The sequence below is a fragment of the Halolamina sp. genome (genome assembly GCF_036626355.1).
Classification (GTDB): domain Archaea; phylum Halobacteriota; class Halobacteria; order Halobacteriales; family Haloferacaceae; genus Halolamina.
This window is the reverse complement of sequence record NZ_JAZKRY010000007.1, coordinates 21050-41541: the sequence shown is the minus strand read 5'-3', so window position 1 is coordinate 41541 and position 20492 is coordinate 21050. Positions and strand designations below refer to the sequence as shown.

22 protein-coding genes and 1 pseudogene are annotated in these 20492 nt (G+C 67.7%); 11 read left to right on the top strand and 12 right to left on the bottom strand.

The features are described from left to right. Positions 1-7: 7 nt before the first annotated feature. From V5A38_RS02100 to carA, 4 genes are all read right to left on the bottom strand, one after another. Positions 8-181, bottom strand: a complete 174-nt coding sequence (locus V5A38_RS02100; protein ID WP_332324093.1) for a hypothetical protein — start codon at positions 179-181, stop codon at positions 8-10. Between the two features lie 112 nt (positions 182-293). Continuing rightward, positions 294-473: a hypothetical protein gene (locus V5A38_RS02095; protein WP_332324092.1), complete on the bottom strand. Its 180-nt coding sequence runs from the start codon at positions 471-473 to the stop codon at positions 294-296. Positions 474-621: 148 nt separating this feature from the next. Next, on the bottom strand, positions 622-2409 hold the full coding sequence (locus tag V5A38_RS02090) for a Rieske (2Fe-2S) protein (RefSeq protein WP_332324091.1): 1788 nt from the start codon (positions 2407-2409) through the stop codon (positions 622-624). 127 nt (positions 2410-2536) lie between these two features. After that, on the bottom strand, positions 2537-3598 hold the full coding sequence (carA, locus tag V5A38_RS02085; protein ID WP_332324090.1) for a glutamine-hydrolyzing carbamoyl-phosphate synthase small subunit: 1062 nt from the start codon (positions 3596-3598) through the stop codon (positions 2537-2539). 96 nt (positions 3599-3694) lie between these two features. Between carA and V5A38_RS02080 the strand changes: the two genes are divergently transcribed. Together V5A38_RS02080 and V5A38_RS02075 are read left to right on the top strand one after the other, a co-directional pair. Next, positions 3695-4111: an Lrp/AsnC family transcriptional regulator gene (locus V5A38_RS02080; RefSeq protein WP_332324089.1), complete on the top strand. Its 417-nt coding sequence runs from the start codon at positions 3695-3697 to the stop codon at positions 4109-4111. A 48-nt stretch (positions 4112-4159) separates the two neighbouring features. After that, positions 4160-4783: an NUDIX domain-containing protein gene (locus V5A38_RS02075; protein WP_332324088.1), complete on the top strand. Its 624-nt coding sequence runs from the start codon at positions 4160-4162 to the stop codon at positions 4781-4783. 362 nt (positions 4784-5145) lie between these two features. Here the strand turns inward: V5A38_RS02075 and V5A38_RS02070 are convergent, their stop codons facing one another. Together V5A38_RS02070 and V5A38_RS02065 are read right to left on the bottom strand one after the other, a co-directional pair. After that, positions 5146-5445, bottom strand: a complete 300-nt coding sequence (locus tag V5A38_RS02070) for a hypothetical protein (protein WP_332324087.1) — start codon at positions 5443-5445, stop codon at positions 5146-5148. Further along, positions 5435-6475 (bottom strand): zinc-binding dehydrogenase, encoded by a 1041-nt coding sequence (locus V5A38_RS02065; protein ID WP_332324086.1) that lies wholly within the window; start codon positions 6473-6475, stop codon positions 5435-5437. The genes V5A38_RS02070 and V5A38_RS02065 overlap by 11 nt, the downstream gene beginning before the upstream one ends. 400 nt (positions 6476-6875) lie before the next feature. Here V5A38_RS02065 and V5A38_RS02060 point away from each other — a divergent pair, with 400 nt between their 5' ends. After that, entirely contained in the window at positions 6876-7481 is a 606-nt protein-coding gene (locus V5A38_RS02060) for a MogA/MoaB family molybdenum cofactor biosynthesis protein (protein WP_332324085.1), read from the top strand. A gap of 10 nt (positions 7482-7491) precedes the next feature. After that, positions 7492-8322, top strand: a complete 831-nt coding sequence (locus V5A38_RS02055) for a hypothetical protein (protein WP_332324084.1) — start codon at positions 7492-7494, stop codon at positions 8320-8322. 21 nt (positions 8323-8343) lie between these two features. Here V5A38_RS02055 and V5A38_RS02050 read toward each other — a convergent pair whose 3' ends face one another. Both V5A38_RS02050 and V5A38_RS02045 read right to left on the bottom strand, forming a co-directional pair. Continuing rightward, positions 8344-8580, bottom strand: coding sequence for a hypothetical protein (locus tag V5A38_RS02050; protein ID WP_332324083.1), 237 nt, complete (start codon positions 8578-8580; stop codon positions 8344-8346). Positions 8581-8606: 26 nt separating this feature from the next. Further along, positions 8607-9797 carry a UbiA family prenyltransferase gene (locus tag V5A38_RS02045; protein WP_332324082.1) on the bottom strand — a complete coding sequence of 397 codons (1191 nt, stop codon included), beginning with the start codon at positions 9795-9797 and terminating at the stop codon, positions 8607-8609. Between the two features lie 115 nt (positions 9798-9912). Between V5A38_RS02045 and V5A38_RS02040 the strand changes: the two genes are divergently transcribed. Beyond that, a complete protein-coding gene (locus tag V5A38_RS02040) occupies positions 9913-10899 on the top strand; it encodes a glycosyltransferase 87 family protein (RefSeq protein ID WP_332324081.1) in 987 nt (328 codons plus the stop codon). A 34-nt stretch (positions 10900-10933) separates the two neighbouring features. Here the strand turns inward: V5A38_RS02040 and V5A38_RS02035 are convergent, their stop codons facing one another. Genes V5A38_RS02035 through V5A38_RS02020 form a run of 4 tightly spaced genes read right to left on the bottom strand, consistent with a single transcriptional unit; the run spans position 10934 to position 15228 of the window. Beyond that, complete coding sequence (locus tag V5A38_RS02035) at positions 10934-11611, bottom strand: hypothetical protein (protein ID WP_332324080.1); 678 nt, start codon at positions 11609-11611, stop codon at positions 10934-10936. Continuing rightward, positions 11608-14253: a heavy metal translocating P-type ATPase gene (locus V5A38_RS02030; protein ID WP_332324079.1), complete on the bottom strand. Its 2646-nt coding sequence runs from the start codon at positions 14251-14253 to the stop codon at positions 11608-11610. The genes V5A38_RS02035 and V5A38_RS02030 overlap by 4 nt, the downstream gene beginning before the upstream one ends. Next, positions 14250-15041, bottom strand: a complete 792-nt coding sequence (locus V5A38_RS02025; protein WP_332324078.1) for a sulfite exporter TauE/SafE family protein — start codon at positions 15039-15041, stop codon at positions 14250-14252. Before V5A38_RS02025 ends, V5A38_RS02030 begins: the two co-directional genes overlap by 4 nt. Before the next feature lie 4 nt (positions 15042-15045). Further along, complete coding sequence (locus V5A38_RS02020; protein WP_332324077.1) at positions 15046-15228, bottom strand: hypothetical protein; 183 nt, start codon at positions 15226-15228, stop codon at positions 15046-15048. 185 nt (positions 15229-15413) lie between these two features. Here V5A38_RS02020 and V5A38_RS02015 point away from each other — a divergent pair, with 185 nt between their 5' ends. From V5A38_RS02015 to V5A38_RS01990, 6 genes and pseudogenes are all read left to right on the top strand, one after another. After that, positions 15414-16574, top strand: coding sequence for a halocyanin domain-containing protein (locus V5A38_RS02015; RefSeq protein ID WP_332324076.1), 1161 nt, complete (start codon positions 15414-15416; stop codon positions 16572-16574). 6 nt (positions 16575-16580) lie between these two features. Beyond that, positions 16581-17117 carry a cytochrome c oxidase subunit II gene (locus V5A38_RS02010; RefSeq protein ID WP_332324075.1) on the top strand — a complete coding sequence of 179 codons (537 nt, stop codon included), beginning with the start codon at positions 16581-16583 and terminating at the stop codon, positions 17115-17117. Continuing rightward, positions 17117-18871 carry a b(o/a)3-type cytochrome-c oxidase subunit 1 gene (locus tag V5A38_RS02005; RefSeq protein ID WP_332324074.1) on the top strand — a complete coding sequence of 585 codons (1755 nt, stop codon included), beginning with the start codon at positions 17117-17119 and terminating at the stop codon, positions 18869-18871. Before V5A38_RS02010 ends, V5A38_RS02005 begins: the two co-directional genes overlap by 1 nt. A gap of 30 nt (positions 18872-18901) precedes the next feature. Beyond that, positions 18902-19528, top strand: a complete 627-nt coding sequence (locus tag V5A38_RS02000; protein ID WP_332324073.1) for a hypothetical protein — start codon at positions 18902-18904, stop codon at positions 19526-19528. 124 nt (positions 19529-19652) lie between these two features. After that, positions 19653-19859: pseudogene (locus V5A38_RS01995) on the top strand (hypothetical protein); the annotation flags it as partial. Between the two features lie 58 nt (positions 19860-19917). Continuing rightward, entirely contained in the window at positions 19918-20439 is a 522-nt protein-coding gene (locus V5A38_RS01990; protein WP_332324072.1) for a SprT-like domain-containing protein, read from the top strand. The last annotated feature ends 53 nt before the right edge of the window (positions 20440-20492 follow it).

Genomic DNA, 20492 nt, shown 5'->3' with positions numbered 1-20492 from the left:
CCGAACCCTATCGCCCGGAACGGAGGTAGCCGGAGTGGTGACGAACGGCCTCCGTACCGCCGTCGTCCGCGTTGGCGTCGGAGGGACCCGGCTCTTCGAGTGCGCGCGCGCCGCTCATCGACGTGGCGACGCTCGCTCCGACGAGACCGCCGCCGACGATGGCGTACCGGGACCGACCCATCAGGTCGGCCGTTCGGGGATGCGCTAGAGAGTGACTGTAGTGTGTTGAATGTGCTTGCGGCGGGGGCCGCCTGTTCCGTTCCTGGCGGTCCTGTCGTCCCTCGACCGTTCGCTCAGAACCGCGGCCCGTCGTCGTCTTCTTCCTCCTCCCGCTCGTACGGGCCCTCTCGCTCCTGGCGCTCGACGAACTCCTCGAGTTTCCGCCGGCCGAGGAAATCCGTCTTGCCGGTGAGTTCGAGCAGCACGAGCGCGACGAGGAAGAGCCCGATGACGAGTTCGATGAGTGCGACCATAGGGGGCGTGAGGAGTCCACGGGCAAAACAGCACCGCGAAGGGCGGCCCACGCCAGGACAGGACGAGCATCGGCAGTTACCTGCAAACCACTGAGTATCGAATGAAACTTGCGTTGGCGCGTGCGTCGGCAGCAGCCAGCCGACGCACTCAGTCGTCGTCGGCCGCTGCTTCCGCGCCGCCACCATCCTCGTGAATCCGCTCGCCACGGTGGAGCCGTGAGGCGATGGAGAACGTCTGCTCGCGCTCCCGCCGGGTCGGATAGTGGGCAGCGAGATAGCGCGCGACTGCGGTGGCGAGCACGCGTTGCTCCTCCGGATCGTCCCGCAGGTCGAACTGCCGGAGCCCCGCCTCCAGCGCCTGGAACGTGTGGAAGCCGGTGTCCTCCTGCAGCAGCGCGCCGCCGAGTTCGGCCTTCAGTCGCGCGGGGTCGCCGCCGGCATCGAGGAAGTTGGCGGCGTACCGGCCGGCCGCGTTCACCTCACCCTCCATCTCGAAGCAGTGGAGCAACCCCCGGATCTCCTCGTCGGGGTCGGCACCCTCGTCGACGCCGGGCACCGGTGCCGCGGGCGTGTTGAGGAAGCGGTCGAGATAAACGTTCGTCGCTGCGTCGTAGACGCCGCGGTAGAGCGGCGTTGAAGGGGCGCGCTGGGCAGCCCGGTGGACCGCGTTCGCGAACGTGAACGTGTGATGGACCGTGTTCCAGTCGTTGAACTCGTTGGCCGTCGAGAACTGTGCGACCCGCTTGCCCGCGGCGAAGGCGACGGCTCGGGCCAGCTGTTCTACGCTCGCACCGTTGCGAATCGCCTCGTCGAGGGTGTCGTACACCTGCTCGGGCTCCTCGCTGTGGAGCCGGTCGGTGAACTCGTCGGGCTCGGTCCACTCCGAACCGGCGCCCTCGGCGACCATCTCGTCCAGCCGGTCGAACGACTCGGCACAGCGGGACGCCAGGTCGTAGGGCTGGCGCCAGGCGGAGAGCTCCTCACTGCGCTGAGCGTTGGCGAGTCCGCGAACCAGCGACGCGAGCACGTCGGCCGTTTCGGGATGGTCCCAGCCGATGTGGTCCAGCGCCTCGGTGGCCTTGTTCAGGTGGTCGAACCGGTGGCCGGTGTCGAGATAGCGGTGGTCCGTCGCGGCCACCGTCAGCAGCTCGGTCAGCTGCTCGGGGCTGCAGTCCGATGCCACGGCGGTTCGGAGCACGCGCTCGGCGCCGTCGGCGTCCCGCACCTCGATGTTCTCCCGGAACCAGGACTCCAGGCGTTCGAACGGCACGTCCGTGGCCTCGAACGCCTCCTGGTCGAACTTCGGCGGCTGGTCGGCACAGTCACTGGCGACCTGGACGAGCCCCTGATAGAGCGCTCGTTCGCGGTCCTTCCCCGCGAGGTCGTCCAGCCGGTTCACCAGCGCTGTCAGGATAGTCAGCCCCGAGCTCCAGCCACCCTCGCGGTATTTCGTGCCGAAGACGACCGCCGTCTCGAACGGTTCGACGGGGGCGACCCCGGCGCCGAGCAGGCCGACCGCGGATTTCGCGAGCACCAGCCGGAGATTCTGTTCCAGCCCGTCCTCCAGACGAGTGGCCCAGTGAACCGTCGGCGGCTCGTCCCGCTGTGGGTCCGGGTCGACGTAGACGGTGCCGTCGATGATCTCGACGGGGTAGCTCTCCACGTCGTCGGCCCAGGGGTCGAACGTGTCGCCACAGGAGAGTTCGAACCGCGCGTGGTGCCAGTGGCAGGTGAGCACCCCGTCGTCGACGCTTCCCTCCTCCAGCGGGAACCCCATGTGGGGACAGCGGTTGTTGACCGCGCGAAACTCCCCTTCGTGGAAGAAGACGACAATGGGAGTCCCCTCGGCGTTTGTAACTGTCCGTCCCTCCTCGCGGAGCGTTGGGGCATCTGCGACGGCGACGTAGCTGTCAGGAACTGCTTCGCTATCGGACATGGGAACCAGTAACGTCGCAGACGACTAAAACGTGTCCTGAAACTCGTTTCAGTAACGAACCGGAACGCATCCCGCTGACCGCTTGCGAACCCTCGAGCGCTCCGCGTCGTCCGACTCGCGCTCCGGCTCAGTCGGCGACGATCGTCGGCGCGTCGGCGCCGTTGGCCATCGCGAGCACGTCCTCGAAGAAGTCGAGCGAGTCGTGCGGGCCGGGGTTGGCTTCGGGGTGGTACTGGCGGGTGATGCAGTCGATACCGACGCCCTTCAGCCCCTCGGCGGTGCCGTCGTTGACGTTGACCTGGGTGACCGCGAGGTCGCCCGGGTCGGCAACGCTGTAGCCGTGGTTCTGGGTCGTCATCACCACGCGATCGGTTTCGAGGTCACGTACCGGCTGGTTCAGGCCGCGGTGGCCGAACTCCATCTTCTCGGTCTCCCCACCCAGTGCGCGGGCGACGACCTGCTGACCGAGACAGATGCCGGCGACGGGCGTCCTGCCCGCGAACTCGTCAACCACCTGGCCCGCGGCCTCGAAGTTCGCCGGGTCGCCCGGGCCGTTCGAAATGAACAGGAGGTCGGGGTCGAGGTCGGCGACGGCCTCGGGCGTCGTGTCGTAGGGGAGGACGTGCACCTCGGCGTTGCGCGCGGTCAGCGCCTCGATGATGGAGCGCTTGGCGCCGCAGTCGATAAGGGCGACGCGGGCGCCGTTACCCTGGTACACCTGTGGTTCGGAGACGCTGACGGTCGCGCCGATATCGGTGTGGTCGCTCATCTCGACGGCCTGGTCGAGCTGCTCGCGAGCCTGCTCGGGCGTGGCGTCCGGGCCGGCGGCGACGCCGCAACGCATCGCGCCCTCCTCACGGACTGCGGTGACGAGTTCACGCGTGTCGATGCCGTCGATGGCGGGGACGCCCGCTTCCGTCAGCCAGTCGGCGACGTCGTCAGTGAACTCTCGGGCGACAGCGATTCGTGGCTGGACGGAATCGGACTCGAAGCGCTCCTCCCGGACCCCGTAGTTCCCGATGAGGGGGTAGGAGAACGTCAGCACCTGTTCGGCGTATGATGGGTCGGTCAGGCTCTCCTCGTAGCCAGTGTAGGCGGTGGTGAAAACCAGCTCGCCCCGACCCGTGCCGGGGGACTGCGAGTGACCCTCGACGACACGTCCGTCGGCCAGCGCGAGATACGCGCTCATTACGATATACGAACAACTGACGGGTAATAACTGTGTCGTTCGAAGGTTTCTTACGAAATTCGTAACCGGTATGACGGACGGGCCACATGGGGGTGTATGGACGAGCTCGACCGCGAGATTCTGAGCATTCTCCGGCGGGACGCACGAACCCCCTACACAGAGATCGCCGAGCGCGTCGGCACCAGCGAGGGGACGGTGCGCAACCGCGTCGAGGGGATGGTCGAAGACGGCGTTATCGAACGGTTCACGGTGACGACCCGCACCGGGAACGTGAAGGCGATGATCGAGATCTCGGTCGCGATGGATGTCAACACCGACGAGGTTGGCGAGCGATTGGCCGAGTGGGAGGAGGTGGATTTCGTCTGGCAGGTCTCCGGCGAGGACGATATCGTGCTCGTCGTCGACTGTGTGGACACGCGGGCCGTCAACGAACTCATCGGCCGCGCGCGCGAACAGGAAGAAGTCGAGAACAGCACCACGCGCCTCATTCTGGACGAGAAACTGGGGACGTAGGGAGTCGGCACCGAAGCGTCCTTATCGGTGGTGGACGAGTACTCGTCCATGAGCACCGAGAACGCCGACGCGGCGGAGAGCGCCGCGGGAGCCGAGCGCCATCCGAACGCCGAACAGCAGGTCATCACCGTCGACGAGCAGGACGAGGAGACGGGACTCGCCAACCGCCTCGACGCACACACAGGAGAGGGCCAGCGCCACCGGGCGTTCACCGCGCTCGTCTTCGACACCGAGGGGCGGATTCTGCTCGCCCAGCGCGCCGCGAACAAGCGCCTCTGGGACACCCGCTGGGACGGCACGGTCGCCTCCCACCCCGTACACGGACAGAGTCAGGTCGAGGCGACCCGCCAGCGCCTGGAGGAGGAACTGGGCGTTAGCCCGGCCCAGTACAGTGACCTGCGGGTAACTGACCGCTTCGAGTACAAGCGCTACTGGGAGAACGACGGGCTGGAGTGGGAGGTCTGTGCCGTGCTGAAGGTCACGCTGGATGACATCTCGCTCGATCCAGACACCGACGAGATCGAGGGGCTGCTCTGGGCGGATTACGAACTGCTGCACGACAATCCGGAGTGGTACCGGCAGCTTCGGTTGTGTCCGTGGTTCGAAATCGCCATGCGACGGGACTTTGATGGCGTGACGGTTGACGACGGTGGTGTGGGTCTGGAACGGTAGGGTACGAACTGAGAGTAGCTATTCTCCTGCGACTGTCGTTCGAGAGAGCGACAGGAGTGCTTGGACCGCTCCGTACAGCAACAACATCTCGAAGCTTGGACACGTGGACCGCACCGCCTGCCGCTCCGTAGCCACAAGTGCTCGCGGTACCGCCGCCGGGTCGCGGTGTGGGTGGCAGCGCGCGCTCGCCTGCGGTGTAGACGCGAGCGCGCGGCGAGGTGTGGGGATTCCGTGCTGTGCCGGACCTCGTGTCCGGCACGCTGTGGTCCTTGAGTCCAAGCACACTCCGCGGTCCTCTTCACAGCGCTATCGCCGGCGAGCTATTCAGACGTACCAAAAACACCCGAAATATCGTCGCCAACCTATCCTGACTGGTTCGTCATCGACCAGACCGCCACCACACCCAACAGCACCGCCGGAACAAACGGCAGCACCAGCATCGCCATCAAAAACGGTACCCGGTCGGCCAGCAGCGCCGGATAGAGATAGATAATCCCTGGAATCACCAGCGTCCCGAACACGACGGTGGCGAGTAACACCGTTCCCTTGTAGTCGTCGCCGGACCCAGTATCCGCCTGAACGTCAGTCTCGGCGTTGACGCCATCCTCTGCTGCGCTCTCGGGCGTATGAACGTAGCCGGCGTCTGACTCTTCAGAGCTCACTATCGGGCTTTAGCACCACCTTCCCAAAGCCCTCCCGGTTCTCGAGTTTCTCGTGGGCGCGTGCGGCCTCGGACATCGGCACCACCTCTCGGGTCTTCGGCTCGAACGTTCCGTCCCAGACCAGCGAGAGCACGTCGTCGACCTCCCCCGGAGTGGCCATCGTCGAGCCGAGCACCGAGAGCTGGTTCCAGAAGATACGGTTCACGTCGGTGTGGGGCTGGCCGCCGGCGGTGGCGCCGCAAGTGACCAGCTTCCCGCCCCTCGCCAGCGAGGCGAGTGAGTCCGACCACGACTCGCCCGCGATGTGGTCGACGACGACGTCGACGCCGCGCTTGCCCGTGCGCTCGCGAATCTCGTCGGCATAGTCGCGCTCGGTGTAGTCGATACCGTGGTCGGCGCCGAGGTCAGCGGCGTAGCCCAGTTTCTCCTCGCTGGAGGCGGTGGCGTACACCTCGCCGCCGACGTGGTCGGCGATCTGGACTGCCGCGTGCCCGACGCCGCCGGAGGCGCCGAGCACGAGCACGGAATCGGTGGGCGAGAGCGCCGCCCGGGTGACGAGCATCCGCCAGGCGGTCTGGAACACCAGCGACGCGGAGCCGGCGACCTCCCAGTCAACGTGGTCCGGAACGGGGACGAGGTTGTCCTCGTGGACGGTCGTGTACTCGCTGTGGACCCCTGGGCGGTGCTCGCCGATAATCTGGTACCGGACACACATGGACTCCTCGCCGTCGCGACAGAACTCACAGTGGCCACAGGAGACGCCGGCCGAGACGGCGACGTGGTCGCCGAGGTCGAAGCGGCTGACGTTCTCGCCGACCTCGACGACGACGCCCGCCGCATCGCTCCCGGGGACGTGGGGCATCTCCAGGTCGAGGCCGGGCATCCCTCGCCGGGTCCAGATGTCGAGATGGTTGAGCGCCGCGGCTTTGACCTCGATTTTGAGTTCGTTGGCCGTGGGTGTTGGTTGGGGGCGATCTGCGTACTCGATGACCTCGCGGCTGCCATGTTCGGTGAACTGAACGGTTTTCACGCGACTGGGTTGGGAGGGGGCTGACTAAACGGTTGGCGCGAATTGGTGGGTGTAGTTGGTTGGAGTGCTATGGAGCGGGTTTCAGTAATTGCGGTCGCGGAAAACACCGCGATGCGTGCTTGGACAGTTGGAACCACAGACAGCACTGGAAACGTCACCGCGGAGTGGGGTCTGACTCTGGGACCGCAGAGTGCCGGGCACAGCACAGAATCCCCGCAGGTTGCGGGTCGCGTACGTCGCCGGCTTTGCCGGCGAGCGCGCGCTGGCAACGCCACAACCGCGGCGGCGGTGCGGTCCAAGTGTCTCTGGGAACTCCGCGGTACTGTTCTCCAACCTACCCACTCACCCACCGAACTCCATGGCGGCTGGAGTTTAGTGGCCCCCCGCCTCAGAGACGTACATGAGCGACCACGACGACGAACACGACCACGACGACGAACACGACCACACCCATGGCCACGAACACGGCGAGCCCGGAACCCACGAGCACCACCATCACGACGTAGAGAGCCTCGGCGTCGCCGTCGTGACGGTCTCCTCCTCGCGAACGCTGGACGACGATGCCGCGGGCGACAGCATCGTCGCCACGTTGGAGGAGGCTGGCCACGAACTCGCCACCCGCGAACTCGTGGGCGACGACTACGACACCGTCCAGAGCGTGATTCACAACCTCGTCGGCCGCGATGACGTAGACACTCTCGTCACCACCGGCGGTACAGGCGTGACGCCCGACGACGTGACCGTCGAGGCCGCCGAGCAGCTGTTCGTCAAGGAGCTCCCGGGCTTCGGCGAACTGTTCCGCCAGCGCTCCTACGAGGAGGTCGGCACGATGGTCGTCGCGACGCGCGCGACCGCCGGCATCGCCGAGTGGACCCCCGTGTTCTGTCTCCCCGGGAGCGAGAACGCCGCATCGCTTGGCGCGGAACTGGTGGTCGACACCGCTGGCCACCTGAGCGGACTGGCGAGCCGGGACGAAGAGGAGGACCAGGAGGAGGACGAAGAGTGAGCCACCGTCCGTGAAATCGTTCCCTCCGACGCCGACTGCCGAGGACGCCCCGGAGCTGTTCGAGTCGGGCCACCTCTGGCTGCTGGAGCGGGTCGACGGCGCGCCGCTGCGGGTGCAGCTCCAGTCGTCGGGACTGCTCCGGTTCGGCGACGGCGACCGGGCGTACGACGACGCCGACGAGCTCCCGCTTTCCGTCCAACATGCCGTTCGCCACATCCAGGAGCACCTCGACCGGGACGCGCTGCGGGCCGCCGTCGACGACCCCGAATCGGTGGTGCTCTTGGGCGTCGCAACCCGATACGAAGGGGTCGACTACGACTGGGAGCGGTTGCCGGCGTTCCTCGGCGTCGACGTCTGGCCCGGGAGCGAGAGTGGGTTCCGGCCGCCCGACGCCGGCCAGGCCATCTTCGAGCGGCTGGGGCTCCAGCCGGTGAACACGTTCGAGCGCGAGCGCCGCGCGCGGGATTTCGATCCCGGTGACTACGAGATGCCGACGTCGAACTGGTATGACGGCCCCGCAGCGGGTGTGCTCGTCCGGAACAAGCGAGGCGGGCGTGCGGTACTCCGGAACTCCGAAGTTGAACAGGAGCCAGCACCGCTGAATCTGCCCGCTGAAGAACTGGCGGCGGCGTACGCGACGAGCGAACGGTTCGAGTCGGTAGCGACGACGCTCCGCGAGCGCGACTGGACAGTGACGGTCGAGACGCTGTGTGAGCGCGTCGTCGAGGAGATCGTCCGGGAGGAGTACGCGCGCCTTGACGCCGGGAGGGAACAGCTCGACGAGTCAGCGTTTACGTCTGCCGTCGCCAGGCGGGCACGGCAGCATCTCGGGTCGGGCTGAGTCGCCGCTGAGAAGTCGTCGTCAGTTCGAGTTGGACCGGATCGAGAGCGCGAGCTCCTCGATACGGCCCTGCTCGTCGGCGATGCGCCGTAGCTCGACCGCCATCCCCTCGGCCTCACCTCCGCTCTCGACCTGCGCGATGCGGTCGGCAGTGCTGGCAAGCAGCGCCGCCGCCTCCGACACCGTCTCGCGCTCCGCCGGGTCGAGCTGGGCGAGAACCGTGGCGTAGCAGTGTTCGGTTGCCTCCTCGGTGCTCATAGCGTCGCCTTCACAGGGCAGCCACATCAAACCCCCTGCGGGTTGTGACGCGCTGCAACCGTCTCGTGGATTGCCAGGACGACCGCCGGAACGACGACGATGAACAGATGCTCCTCGACCGGAATGCCAAGCAGTTCGACGCCGGTCCGCATCGGGATGCTGAACACGCCCACCGTGAGCGTGTACCAGTCCCAGAGATAGGCGACCGGGTAGAGCAACGCGATGGTCGTCAGCGCCCGAGATACGGCGCCGACGCGAGCCAGCGCGAGAAACGCGACGCTGCCGAAGGCGAGCTCCGTCGCCAGATACGTGTACGGGCCGAGTACGGTGATGTCTGGGAGTCCGAGCCCCGAGAGCGGCCGGAACCAGACGGCGACGACCAGCGCCGCGAGAAAGAGGTAGGAGCCCCGAACGAGCAGCATCGTCGCCAGCGAGTCGTCGGCCCGGAGCGCGATCAGCGCGACGGCGGCGAACACCAGCGGTGCAAGCGCAGCGCTCGGCGGAAACACGCCGTCGACGGTGAGTGCGAGCGTGAGAAACAAGCCCAGGCCCATCAGTGCGGTCGCCCCACGGCGCGTCGCTGCACGCCCGACCACCACGGCGACCGTGCGCTTGCCGATCGAGCGGTCGTAGGCGAGGTCTTTCGCGTCGTCGACGAGCTTGATTCCGGACAGCAGGATGAACAGCACCAACGCGAAGGCGAGAGGGAGCGCAGAAAGCGCGCCAATCTGAATCGTGTAGCCGCCGAGCAGCGCGAGCGCGATCCCCAGTGGGTAGCCCGCCGTCGCGCCCACCGGTGTCATGTCCAACTGCGGCGCGTGGAGGTAGGCGATGACCCACGTGGGGAGTGTTAGCGCCGCCGCGAGCACTCCGCCGAAGAGCCAGACCCCGACGAGCGCGACGGCAAACAGCGTCGTCGCGGCGACGAGTGCGTGCCGGCAGCCCCGCGCCGTCAGCGGGTGGTCCTCGTCCTCGTCGCGGCGGTGGAAATCCACGTAGCCGTCCTTCAGGTGGGCGGTATAGACGGCGGCGAACACCGCCACTGTGTGGAGGAGCGCCAGCTGCAGCGAGAACGACCCCGCGAGCGCCGCGCCGAACAGCGAACACGCGAGTGGCGGGAGCATGAACACTGGATGCACCTGCGAGGCCAGCGCCCGTGCGAGCGCGACGCTGCCACGACCGCCGCGCACGTACCCAGCTGGCTGTCTGCTGTTCACATACACTAATGTAGTGAGATACTCAAAACAGTTTCGCGGGACGCAGTGATCAACACCGACAAGCCACGCTCGTGGCGCCGAAACGGTTTTGCGGCGGCCGCGTGCACCCGTGTCAATGACCGTGGCACGGTGGCTGTGGCGACACCGCCGACAGCGAGCGTGGCTCCTCGCGCTCACGGGCGTGACGGCGGTTTCTCTGCTGTCGTCCCTCGTCGTGGACGCACTCGTGCGGGCCGCAGGCTACGAGCCAGCGCGCTACGAGACGGCCCTGCTTGGGGTGGCGCTGCTGGGGTTCCAGCCGCTCCTGCTTTCGGTGAAACTCGGCCAGACTGCCGGCCTCCTCGCCGGGATGCTCTCTTTTGCCGGCGCGGCGGCGCTGTCGAGTTGTGAGGACCCGACAGTGGTTGATGACGAGGATTCGGGGATTGCGGTGAGGCGCCGCGCTGCGGTGCTGAGCGGGGCGCTCACCGCCCTCGTCGGGCTGGTGAAACTCCCGTACGCGCCAGCATCGGCGCATCTGCTCACCGACCGCCGGCGCCTGCTCGGCGGCATCGCCGCTGGCCTCGCCCTGGTGGGACTCTCACTCGCCGTCTTCGGCCTCGAGACCAACGCGACCTATCTGGACGTGCTCCGCTGGGGCGCCACCGACGGGCTCGAACGCCGCCCGCCGACGCTCTGGCTTCCGCCGTACTACCGGCCGTTCTATCTCGTCGACAGCGCAGTGGGTCGCCAGTTCGCGCTTGCACTCAGAGTCGTGCTCGCTGGCGGGATTGCAGCACTGGCAGTGCGGCGAGGGGGCGACGACGCCGCCACGTTCGCGTTCGGCGCCGCCGCGGTTCCGCTGCTCGCGCCACAGACCTACACCTACTACCTCGTCGCACTCGTGCCGGCAGCGCTCGCGCTGCTCCCGCGTGAGCTCCGCGGCGGGGGGTCGCCGTCGCTCCCGGTGCTCGCGGTGTTACTGGCACATCTGCACGCCTACGGGCTGAAGCTACTCGTCTCCGTCCTCTCGGAGTCCTGGCTGCTGGCGCTGCTCCAGCCGGGGCTCTGGGGGAACCTGCTGCTGGTCGGGGTAGCAGGGTGGCGGATCAGTGCGGAGTAGGCGGTCGGCCGGCTGACCGGTCCCCGAGCCGTCGTTACAGCCGAACCGTCGGTCGGACCGCGAGCACCGCGACCGCGAGGACGTACGCCGCAGTTCCGAGGAGATACGTTCCACTCGTAACCGCCGTGGCCACAGCGAAGCCGGCCCCAGCACCGCCGAGCGCGCCCCCGACCGCCGCAAAGAGCGGGAGCGCACAGCTCGCACAGGAGCCGAGTGCGAGCAGGCCACCGAATCCGGCTGCGAACCCCGTCTCGATAACGTCTCGAACGGCGAGGGAGACGAGATAGCCGAGCGCGGCGTAGCCAGCGACCCGGTAGGGAAACAGGACGAGCGAGACGCTCGCACCGCTGTACGTGAGGACGGGCCCCCACCCCGGCGGGAGCAGCACCACGTTGAGGCCGGTCGCCGTGCCGACGGCGGGGCCGATACCGCCGGCCAGCCAGGCAAGCCCGAGAGCGTAGAGCCCACCGATACCGGCGGCGAGAGCCCTCGTCGCCCGTTCCGTGCTCGGGCGGTCAGTATGCCGAAGCGCAACCGCGGCGACGGTGACCCAGATGAACGGAATGACGAGCGTCGGCGGCGCAGCCAGGCCGGCATCAGTCAGCCCCAGATACGCCAGTGCGAGCGCTGACTGCGCACCGAGAGCGAGTACCGCCGTCCTGAGCGGGGCCGGAAGCGACCACGCCAGGAGCGAGCGAGCGTGTCGGTTCACGCTCCATCACCCCCGTCAGGCGCGCGGAAATTCGAACTGTCGGGGTCCGTATTCGGACTATCGTCGTCAGTGCGGGAACCGTCACCGTCGGGACCCGTCGCTCCCTGAACCCGAGTCGGGCTCTCGGAGCCGCCATCGGTCACTGTCGGTCCGGCAGATTCGGACTCCGCTGCAGGGCTGACAGGCTGTTCGGCCCCACCGCTGTGCTCGGGTTCGGCTCCTGCCGTCGTCGTCTCCGGCGCCGCGCGAAGCGGTCGAGCGGTGTTACCGACGACGAGGAGGCTCGATGCGGCCATCGCGACCGCGGCGATCAGCGGCGTCACGACGCCGAGCACCGCCGCCGGGAGCGCCACCGCGTTGTAGAGGAACGCCCACGCAAGGTTCTCCTGAACGCGGCGGCGCGTCGCCGCGAGCGTATCGAGCGCCCGGTCGACGGCCGCGAGGTCCCGACCGACCATGACGGCGTCGGCAGCATCGGCTGCCAGTTCGGTGCCCGACGCCACCGCGATTCCCAGGTCGGCGGCGGCGAGCGCCGGCGCGTCGTTGCTCCCGTCGCCGACCATCGCAACCGTCCCCGAATCGGCGAGCCGGCGGACCGTCTCAGTTTTCGCCTCCGGCGGCAGCCCGGCGTACACCTCGTCGATGGCCGGCTCCTCGCGGAACCGGTCGGCCGCCGCGCCGTCGTCGCCGGTGAGCACGACGACACGTCGCTCCTCGCTCAGCTGCTCGACGGCGTCGCGCCAGCCGACCCGTGGCTCGTCGCCCGCAACCAGGACTCCCCGGACCGCGTCCGCCCAGGCCACGTAGACGCCGAGCTCTCCGTCCGCCTCGGCAGCCTCGTAGCGCTGACGGAGCTCAGCGGGGATATGGGCGTCATCGAACAGCGACTGCCCACCGACGGTCACCCGCGGGCCATCACCAACCCGGCCGGAGACGCCGCGACCGGGGTGAGTCTCGTAGTCGATCACCGTCGTGTCGGGACTGGGGGAGCCGTCATCGCGAGCTGTCGCCGCGTCGACGACCGCGTCGGCAACCGGATGGCTCGACTGCGCTTCCACCGCCGCGGCCCGGCCGAGAAGCGTGTCCCGGTCCGTGCCCGCAGCGGGCACCACTGCGCGCAGCCCCATCTCGCCGGTGGTCAGGGTACCGGTCTTGTCGAGTGCGATGGTGTCGACCTGGCCGGCGACCTCGACTGCACTGCCGTCAGTAAGCACGATGTCGTCCGCGAGGAGCGCCCGCGTGCCGCTGGCCATGGCGAGCGGCGTCGCCAGCCCGAGCGCGCACGGGCACGAAACGACCAGTACCGCGAGCCCGGTGAGCAGCGCCAGGGACGGCGGCGCGCCGAGCAGCAGGTGGACGACGAACGCGAGCGCGCCGAGTGCGAGCACCACCGGGACGAACACCGTCGCGAGGGCGTCCGCCAGTCGCTGTGGCGTCCCCTCGCCGCGCACGTCCCAGAGCAGCGACACCACGCGGTCGAGCGTTTGCTGGGTTCCCTCCGCCGCACGAACGATCAGCCGGCCGTCCGAAACGACGGTTCCGCCGCGAACCTCGTCACCCCGGTCCCGGCGGGCCGGGAGCGATTCCCCCGTCACGAGTGACTCGTCGACGGCGGCAGTCCCGTCGACGACCGTCCCATCGACCGGCACACGCTCGCCCGAGCGGACAACCAGTTCGTCGCCGCCGGAGACAGCCTCGACAGCGACGGGCTCCGTCCCGTCGGAAGTCCGGAGCCGCGCCTCCGAGACCCGGTCGCGCGTGAGATCAGTCAGCGCTCCCACCGCGCCCCGCTTCACCCGTTGCTCGTAGTAGCTCCCGACGGTCACCGCCATCACGACCACGATGGTCACGTCGAAATACAGCTCGATGCTGCCGAGCGCGAGTGCGAGCGCGCTGTAGAGGTACGCCGTCGACGCTGCGAGCGAGACGAGCAGGTCCATGTTCGGCTGGCGGGTCCGGATCGCGACGTAGGCCCCACGCAGCAGCGGCGCCCCGGTGTAGCCCAGGACGACCGTCGCCGAGAGCCAGACGTTCGCCATGAGGAACCGGCCGGCGTTGCCGCGCAGGTCGAACAGCAGCGCCTCCGGTGGCAGGCCGAAATACGTCGGGTAGAGAAACAGGACGTACCAGCACATCGCCATCATTCCGAAGAAGCCACCGACGAGCAGTCGACCGATCGTCTCGTCGTCGTCGCCGAGCCCGTCGCCGTCCCCGGTTGACGGGGCTGCGGTGTAGCCCACACCGGCGATGGTGTCAGCAACCGCATCCGGCTCGGTCGTCGCCGAATCGTACCGAACCCGCATGGCGTCGGCGGCAACATTGGCGTCGGCCGCGGCGACGCCGTCGACCGCCTCCGCCCGCCCCTCGAGGAACGCCTCACAGCTGGCACAGTGCATCCCGTCGACCTGCAGATACGTCGTCTCGGCGTCCGCCGGGAGTTCCGACACAGCGGCGTCGGCGTCGTCACCGTCCGACCCTTCCGAGAGCGCGGCACGGGCGTCGGCGGCATCCGTGGCCTCTGGAGCGTCGACCGTCCGGGCGACTTCGAGACAGCCGCGACAGCAGAACGCGCCGTCGACGCCGTCATCTCGAACAGGCGGCTCCGGGGTCGGCAGGCCACAGAGAGTGCAGTCGTCCGTCATGGCGACACCTCCGCAGTCCGTGGAATGAGTTCGGCGTAGTGTGGAAGCTGGACATGCGGGACGGGAACGCCGAGCAGTGCGAGCCCGTGCAACAGCGGGAGCAGGCCGAGCAGGAGAAACGCCGCGCCGAGCACGCGGTGCATCCGGCTCCGGACGGAGACGGGGACGGCGCCGAGCACGGTCGCGTAGCCCACCATCGCCGGGGCGGTGCCGATGCCGAGCGCGGTCAGTGCGAGCGCGCCGCCAGTTGGTGAGCCACGGGCGAACGCGTAGAGATACGCGGGGTAGAGCAGCGGACACGGGAGGAGCGCGTGAACCGAGCCCAGAACTGCAATACGCGGACCTTGTGCCCACGTGTCTGCCCGTTCGCGGGCGGCGCCCGCAAGCCACGCGAACGCGCCCGCGACGCCCGGGATCGGGAGCCGGCCGGGGTCGAGCGGGCGGCCGCGGAGATAGCCAGCGCCCGCTGCGACGACGACGACGCCGGCAGCGACGCCGACGATCCCCCGAACGAGATCGGTACTGGCGAAGAGGCTGCCACCGGCAATCGCGGCGCTGCCGAGTGCGCCGAGTCCAGCGCCGATAGCCGCGTACGTGCCGACCCGACCGCCGGTAAGCAGCGCCTGTTGACGGACATCCCGGAGCGTGACGCGTCCCTGTTCGCTGCCTGCCTCGCCCGCGTAGGCGGTGACAAGTGGGCCGCACATTCCGAGACAGTGGCCGCCGCCAAGCAGGCCGACGAGAAGGAACGTCCCGAGCTCGACTGCGCTGCCCTGAGCGACGCTCATCCCGTCAGAGACCACCCGGCTCGGTGGCACCGGCGGCCTGCTCCTCGTGCGGTGCGAACATCAGGTAGAGGGAGGCCCCGATAAGCAGGACACAGATGGAGGAGGCGAGCGCAACGGGCAGTCCACCGGACACGCCGAGCGCGTACACCCACACCGGGACGAGCGCCAGGAGCGCGAAAATGGTCAATCTCCGTGGAGACATACACGCGCTGGTAACCCCTGGTAGATGTAGGGCCCTGTGGTCGTTCTCAGTTTGTGGGAACTGTCGCGCGCGCTTTACAAGCGGGTGCGTAACGGCGCAGTATGGTATCGAACGGGGGTAGAGAGCCGACCACGACCCGTCGGCGGCTTTTGACTGCCAGTACCGTGGCTATGGGCGGAGCTGCACTCGGTAGTGCCGCCCCTGCTGCGGCCCAGTCAACTGGCGAGTTCGACGGGTGGTTCGACGGCGTCGGCAACTACGAAGGCGTCGTCGATAGAACCGGCCAGTCGGAGGTGACCGTCGAAGTCGGTGTCCCGAACGGCCAAGGCCCGTACGGGTTCGGGCCGGCCGCGGTTCGGATCGACCCGGGCGCGACCGTCGTCTGGGAGTGGACCGGCGAGGGCGGCTCGCACAACGTCGTCGCCGAGGACGGCAGCTTCGAGTCCGAACTCGTCTCCGAAGCCGGTCACACGTTCAGTCACACGTTCGAGTCCGAGGGGATAACGAAGTATGTCTGTCAGCCCCACGAGCAGCTCGGGATGAAGGGCGCGATCGTCGTGGGCTCGGTCGGTCCGGTGTACGAACCGGATTACGAGGGCTGGTTCGACGACGTCGAGAACTACGACGGCACCGTCGACGAGCGCGGCGCCGACGAGGTGACCGTCGACGTCGGCGTCCCGAACGGCCCAGGTCCGTACGGGTTCGGTCCGGCCGCGGTTCGGATCGATCCGGGCGCGACCGTCGTCTGGGAGTGGACCGGCGAGGGCGGCCAGCACAACGTCGTCCCCGAGGACGGCAGCTTCGAGTCCGAACTCGTCTCCGAAGCCGGCCACACGTTCAGTCACACGTTCGAGTCCAGCGGAGTGACCAAGTATCACTGCGACCCACACCTGTCACTCGGGATGAAAGGCGCCATCGTCGTCGGAGCCGTCGGCGAACCCGGTGGCGAACCCGGTGGTGAGGCCGGTGGCGGAGGCGAGGGTGAGGGCGAGGGCGAGGATGCAGGGGACGGCGGGCGCGCCATCCCCATGCCGTCGGATTTCGTCGGCTGGGCCGCGCTGGTGTTCGGTGGTGGGTTAATGCTCGCTCTGACGGCAGTGCTCGGCAGCGAGGGCTACGTCGCCTATCGTGACCACGAGTCGGCCGAAGAGGCGTACGTCGGTGAGCAGTCGACCGAAGCGTCCGAAGAGGAGCTACCCGTGGAGGTCGAGGAGGGGTACGACCCGATGGGGACGGCGGCGCTCGTAGCGGGCTATTTCGTCCTGATCGCGCTGCTGTGGGTGTTCATGTACTTCGTCGAGTTCCTCGGCGGGCCAACTATTACGGGGTGACCACTGATGCATATTCACCGATTCGAGAAACTCTGGTTCGGCGTATCGCTCCTGTTGATTGTCGGGCTCATCGGGACCATCGTCTACGGGGCGGTCGGCCCCGGCGTCGCGATGGTCAGCGACGAGGGCGGGACGGTCGATGCCTCCGAGGTCGCGAACGGAAACTACGGCGATATCGACAACTTCCGTGAACCCGGCGTCTACCAGTCCGAGGACGGCGAGAGTATCGAGGTCTACATGATCGCCCGACAGTATCTGTTCGCCCCCGGCAGCTCTGAGCCGGTTCGCGTGCCAGCGGGCGTGCCGGTGACGTTCCACGTCACTTCGCCCGACGTGACACACGGGTTCAACCTCGCCGGGACGAACGTGAACGCGATGGTGGTCCCCGGGCAGATCTCCGAGTTCACCGTCACCTTCGAGGAGCCCGGAGAGCACGGCATCATCTGTCACGAATACTGCGGCAGCGGCCACCACACCATGGCGGGTAAACTGGTTGTCGTGCCCCAGTCTCAGTACGACATCGCTGCGGATGGAGAGAACTAATGGCAACCGGACATCCTGAGGACACGACACAGGAGGAGGTAGAGTTCGTCGAGAGCGAGGACGGCACGCGACGCCGCCTCGCGTTCATCGACCGCTTCCCGGAGGCGGCCAGGACGGTTCGCATCTGTCTGGGCATCGCCTTCGCCTCGTTCGGGGTCGGCGCGCTGTTCGGCGTGATCCAGGCGCTGCACCGCACGGACGTCTTCCGGTTCATCCCCTCCTCGGACTACTACACGCTCCTGACGGGCCACGGCGTGCTGATGGCGCTCGTGTTCACCACGTTCGGCATCGCCGGGCTGTTCCACTGGGCCAATACGCGAAGCCTCGGCGTCGCCCCAACCAGCGCCAGGCTGACCCAGGGGTGGCTCTGGACGATGACCATCGGGACGCTGCTGGCCGCCGGGACGATACTCGCCGGGCTGGTCGATGGGATTCCCGCGAGCGCGGACGTGCTCTACACGTTCTACGCACCGTTGAAGGCACACCCGCTGTTCTACATCGGCGCCGCGCTGCTGATCGTCGGCTCGTGGGGAGCCGGACTGGACTGGTTCCTCCAGTACCGTGAGTGGCGCTCGGAGAACCCCGACGCCCGCATCCCGCTGCAGTCGTTCATGGTGATGACGACGTGGCTGATGTGGTATCTCTCGTCGCTGGGGGTCGCCATCTCGGTCGTGGTCTTTCTCATCCCGTGGTCGCTCGGTCTGATCGGCCAGGTCGATCCGCTGCTGACCAGGACGCTATTCTGGTACTTCGGCCACCCGGTCGTCTACTTCTGGCTGCTGCCGGCCTACCTCTTGTGGTACACCGTGCTGCCGAAGCTCTCCGGCGGCCGGCTGTTCAGCGACCCGCTCGCACGGGTGACGTTCGTGCTGTTCCTGCTGCTCTCGACGCCGGTCGGGTTCCACCACCAGTACACCGACCCGGGCATCGCCTCGGGCTACAAGTTCGTCGCGATGACGAACACGATGTTCCTGCTGCTGCCGTCGCTGCTGACCCTGTTCACCGTGGTCGCAAGCATGGAACACGGCGCGAGACAGCGCGGTGCGAAGGGGTATCTGAGCTGGCTCACGACGCTGCCGTGGGAACGACCCGAGTTCTCCGGTATGGCGCTCGCGGGCATCATGTTCGCCGCAGGCGGCTTCTCCGGCATGATCAACGCCGGAATGGACATCAACTACCTCATCCACAACACGATCTGGGTGCCGGGGCACTTCCACCTCACCGTCGGGACGGCGTTCGCACTGACGCTGATGGCCGGCGCCTACTGGCTCGTCCCGCAGGTGACCGGAAAGCGGCTCCAGTTCCGCGGCCTCGCGGCGGTCCAGCCGTTCGTCTGGTTCATCGGCATGGTGCTGATGTCGAACGCGATGCACCGGGGTGGCCTGGCGGGGATTCCCCGTCGGACGGCCGAACCGCAGTACGACCAGGTGAGCTTCAGTGCCGTCGTCGGCAGCGTGAGCGAGATGCGGCTGCAGATCGCGATCGGCGGGACGCTGCTGTTCATCGCGGGCCTCATGTTCCTGATAGTGATGCTTGGGACGTGGGTGCTCGGGAAGAAGAACAGCGCGCTCAGAGTCAACGGCAGTATCCCGGAGCCGCTCTCCGGGGCGACGGAGTCGCCAGTGGTGCTCGACAACCTGAAGCTCTGGACGGCCATCGCCGTCGCGCTGGTGCTGCTCGCTTACGGCCTCCCGCTGGCCGATATGATCGCCGACGGCCTGTTGTGGCCCGGCAGCGCGCCCGTCCCGGGCTAACGCTCGCCACCGCTCGGTTCGACTCCCGTTATGCCATCTGACCAATCACACGACAAGGCCGAGTCCACCACTGCGGCCGACCAGTCCGGGGCCGCCCAGCCACGGGCCAGCCAGCCGGACGACGCCGACGAGATCGACCGCCGGAAGCTGATCCGGTGGATCGCCGGGCTCGCGTTCGGCCTGGCGTTCCTGCTCGAACTGTACACGTTCAGGAGTCTGCTCGTGAGCCAACTGTTCCCGGGCGAGGACTCCGAGAACGGTTCCGGGGCGACGGAGACGGAGACGCCGACCGAGGAGACGGTTGGCGTCGGCGACGAACTGCTCCCCGAGACGGATGCAACGGAGACGGTGGTCACCTCCGAGGTCCGCGGCGACCCGGGGGGCGAGGGGACCTACGTGCTCCGGGTCGAAATCGAGAACACGACCGACGTGACCGTCCAACTCCACCTGACGACGCTCCGCTTTCGCAACGAGACCACCGTCGAAAGCGTCTCCAGTTCCGGCCCCATCGCCGCCGGCGAGGCGGGGGAGGTGACCGGCGCCTGGACGCTGCCGAACGAATCGATGCCCGACGCCGTCAAGACCATCGCCCTCCGGGATGGCGAGACAGTCGTCGAACGGTTCGTCGACCTGCAGCGGCCGCCGATCCGCGGCTGAGCCCGCCTCCGAACGAGTTCGCCACAGCGTTGGGACCCGTCGAGAGTTGTCGCTAAACGATGATTTCGACAGACGAGCGCGCACCGACGTTTACGGCCACGTACAGGGTAGCGACCACGAGACGTTCGATCTCGTCAGCGACATGGCTGGCGACGCCATCGAGGTATACGGCCTCTCACTCAACATCCCCGACCTGGGGCTCAACGGCACCGCCAACCGCGCGGTGGTCGTCATCGACGACGAGGGCACCGTGACCTACCGCTGGGTCACCGAGGACCCGACGAACGAACCAGACTACGACGCCCTCATCGACGCCGTCGAGGCTGCATAGCGCGACCGTACAGCACGCGAACAGCCCCAACCCACACCGCTCCCAGATAGCTATTTCCGTGCACGAACTCGACACGGAGTACTACGAGATCGAGCCGAGCGCGTCCACCCGGGAGCTGCTCGCGGTCGCGAAGCTGTACGCGCGGGAGGTCGCCGAGAGCTACGGGCTATCGGTCGACGTGAGCGCGCTGGAGTGGGAGGTGAGCAAGCGGGCAAAGCGCCGTGCGGGGGCGGTGCGCCACCGGAACGGGGAGCCCGAGACGGTGTTGCTCACCTGGGAGCAGTTCCAGCGCCAGGGGTGGCGCGCGACGGCCGAGACGGTGCGCCACGAACTGATCCACGTCCACCTGCTCAACGAGGCCGACGACCCGTCCCACGGCGAGCGGTTTCGGTCGTTGGCCGAGGACCTGCAGACGACGGTGCACTGTGAGCGGTTCGCGGAGCCCAACTGGTGGGTCGTGTGTGCTGAGTGTGGCGGGAAGCTGGCTCGGTATCGGCGGTCGAAGTTGGTGATGGAGCCATCGTCGTACCGGTGTGGGGGGTGTGGGGGAGCATTGTTCGTCGAGGAGAACGTGGGATAACAAGCGGCGGGGACTGATCCGTCCCGGCCTCATCGAACTGCTCAGCTTTTTTT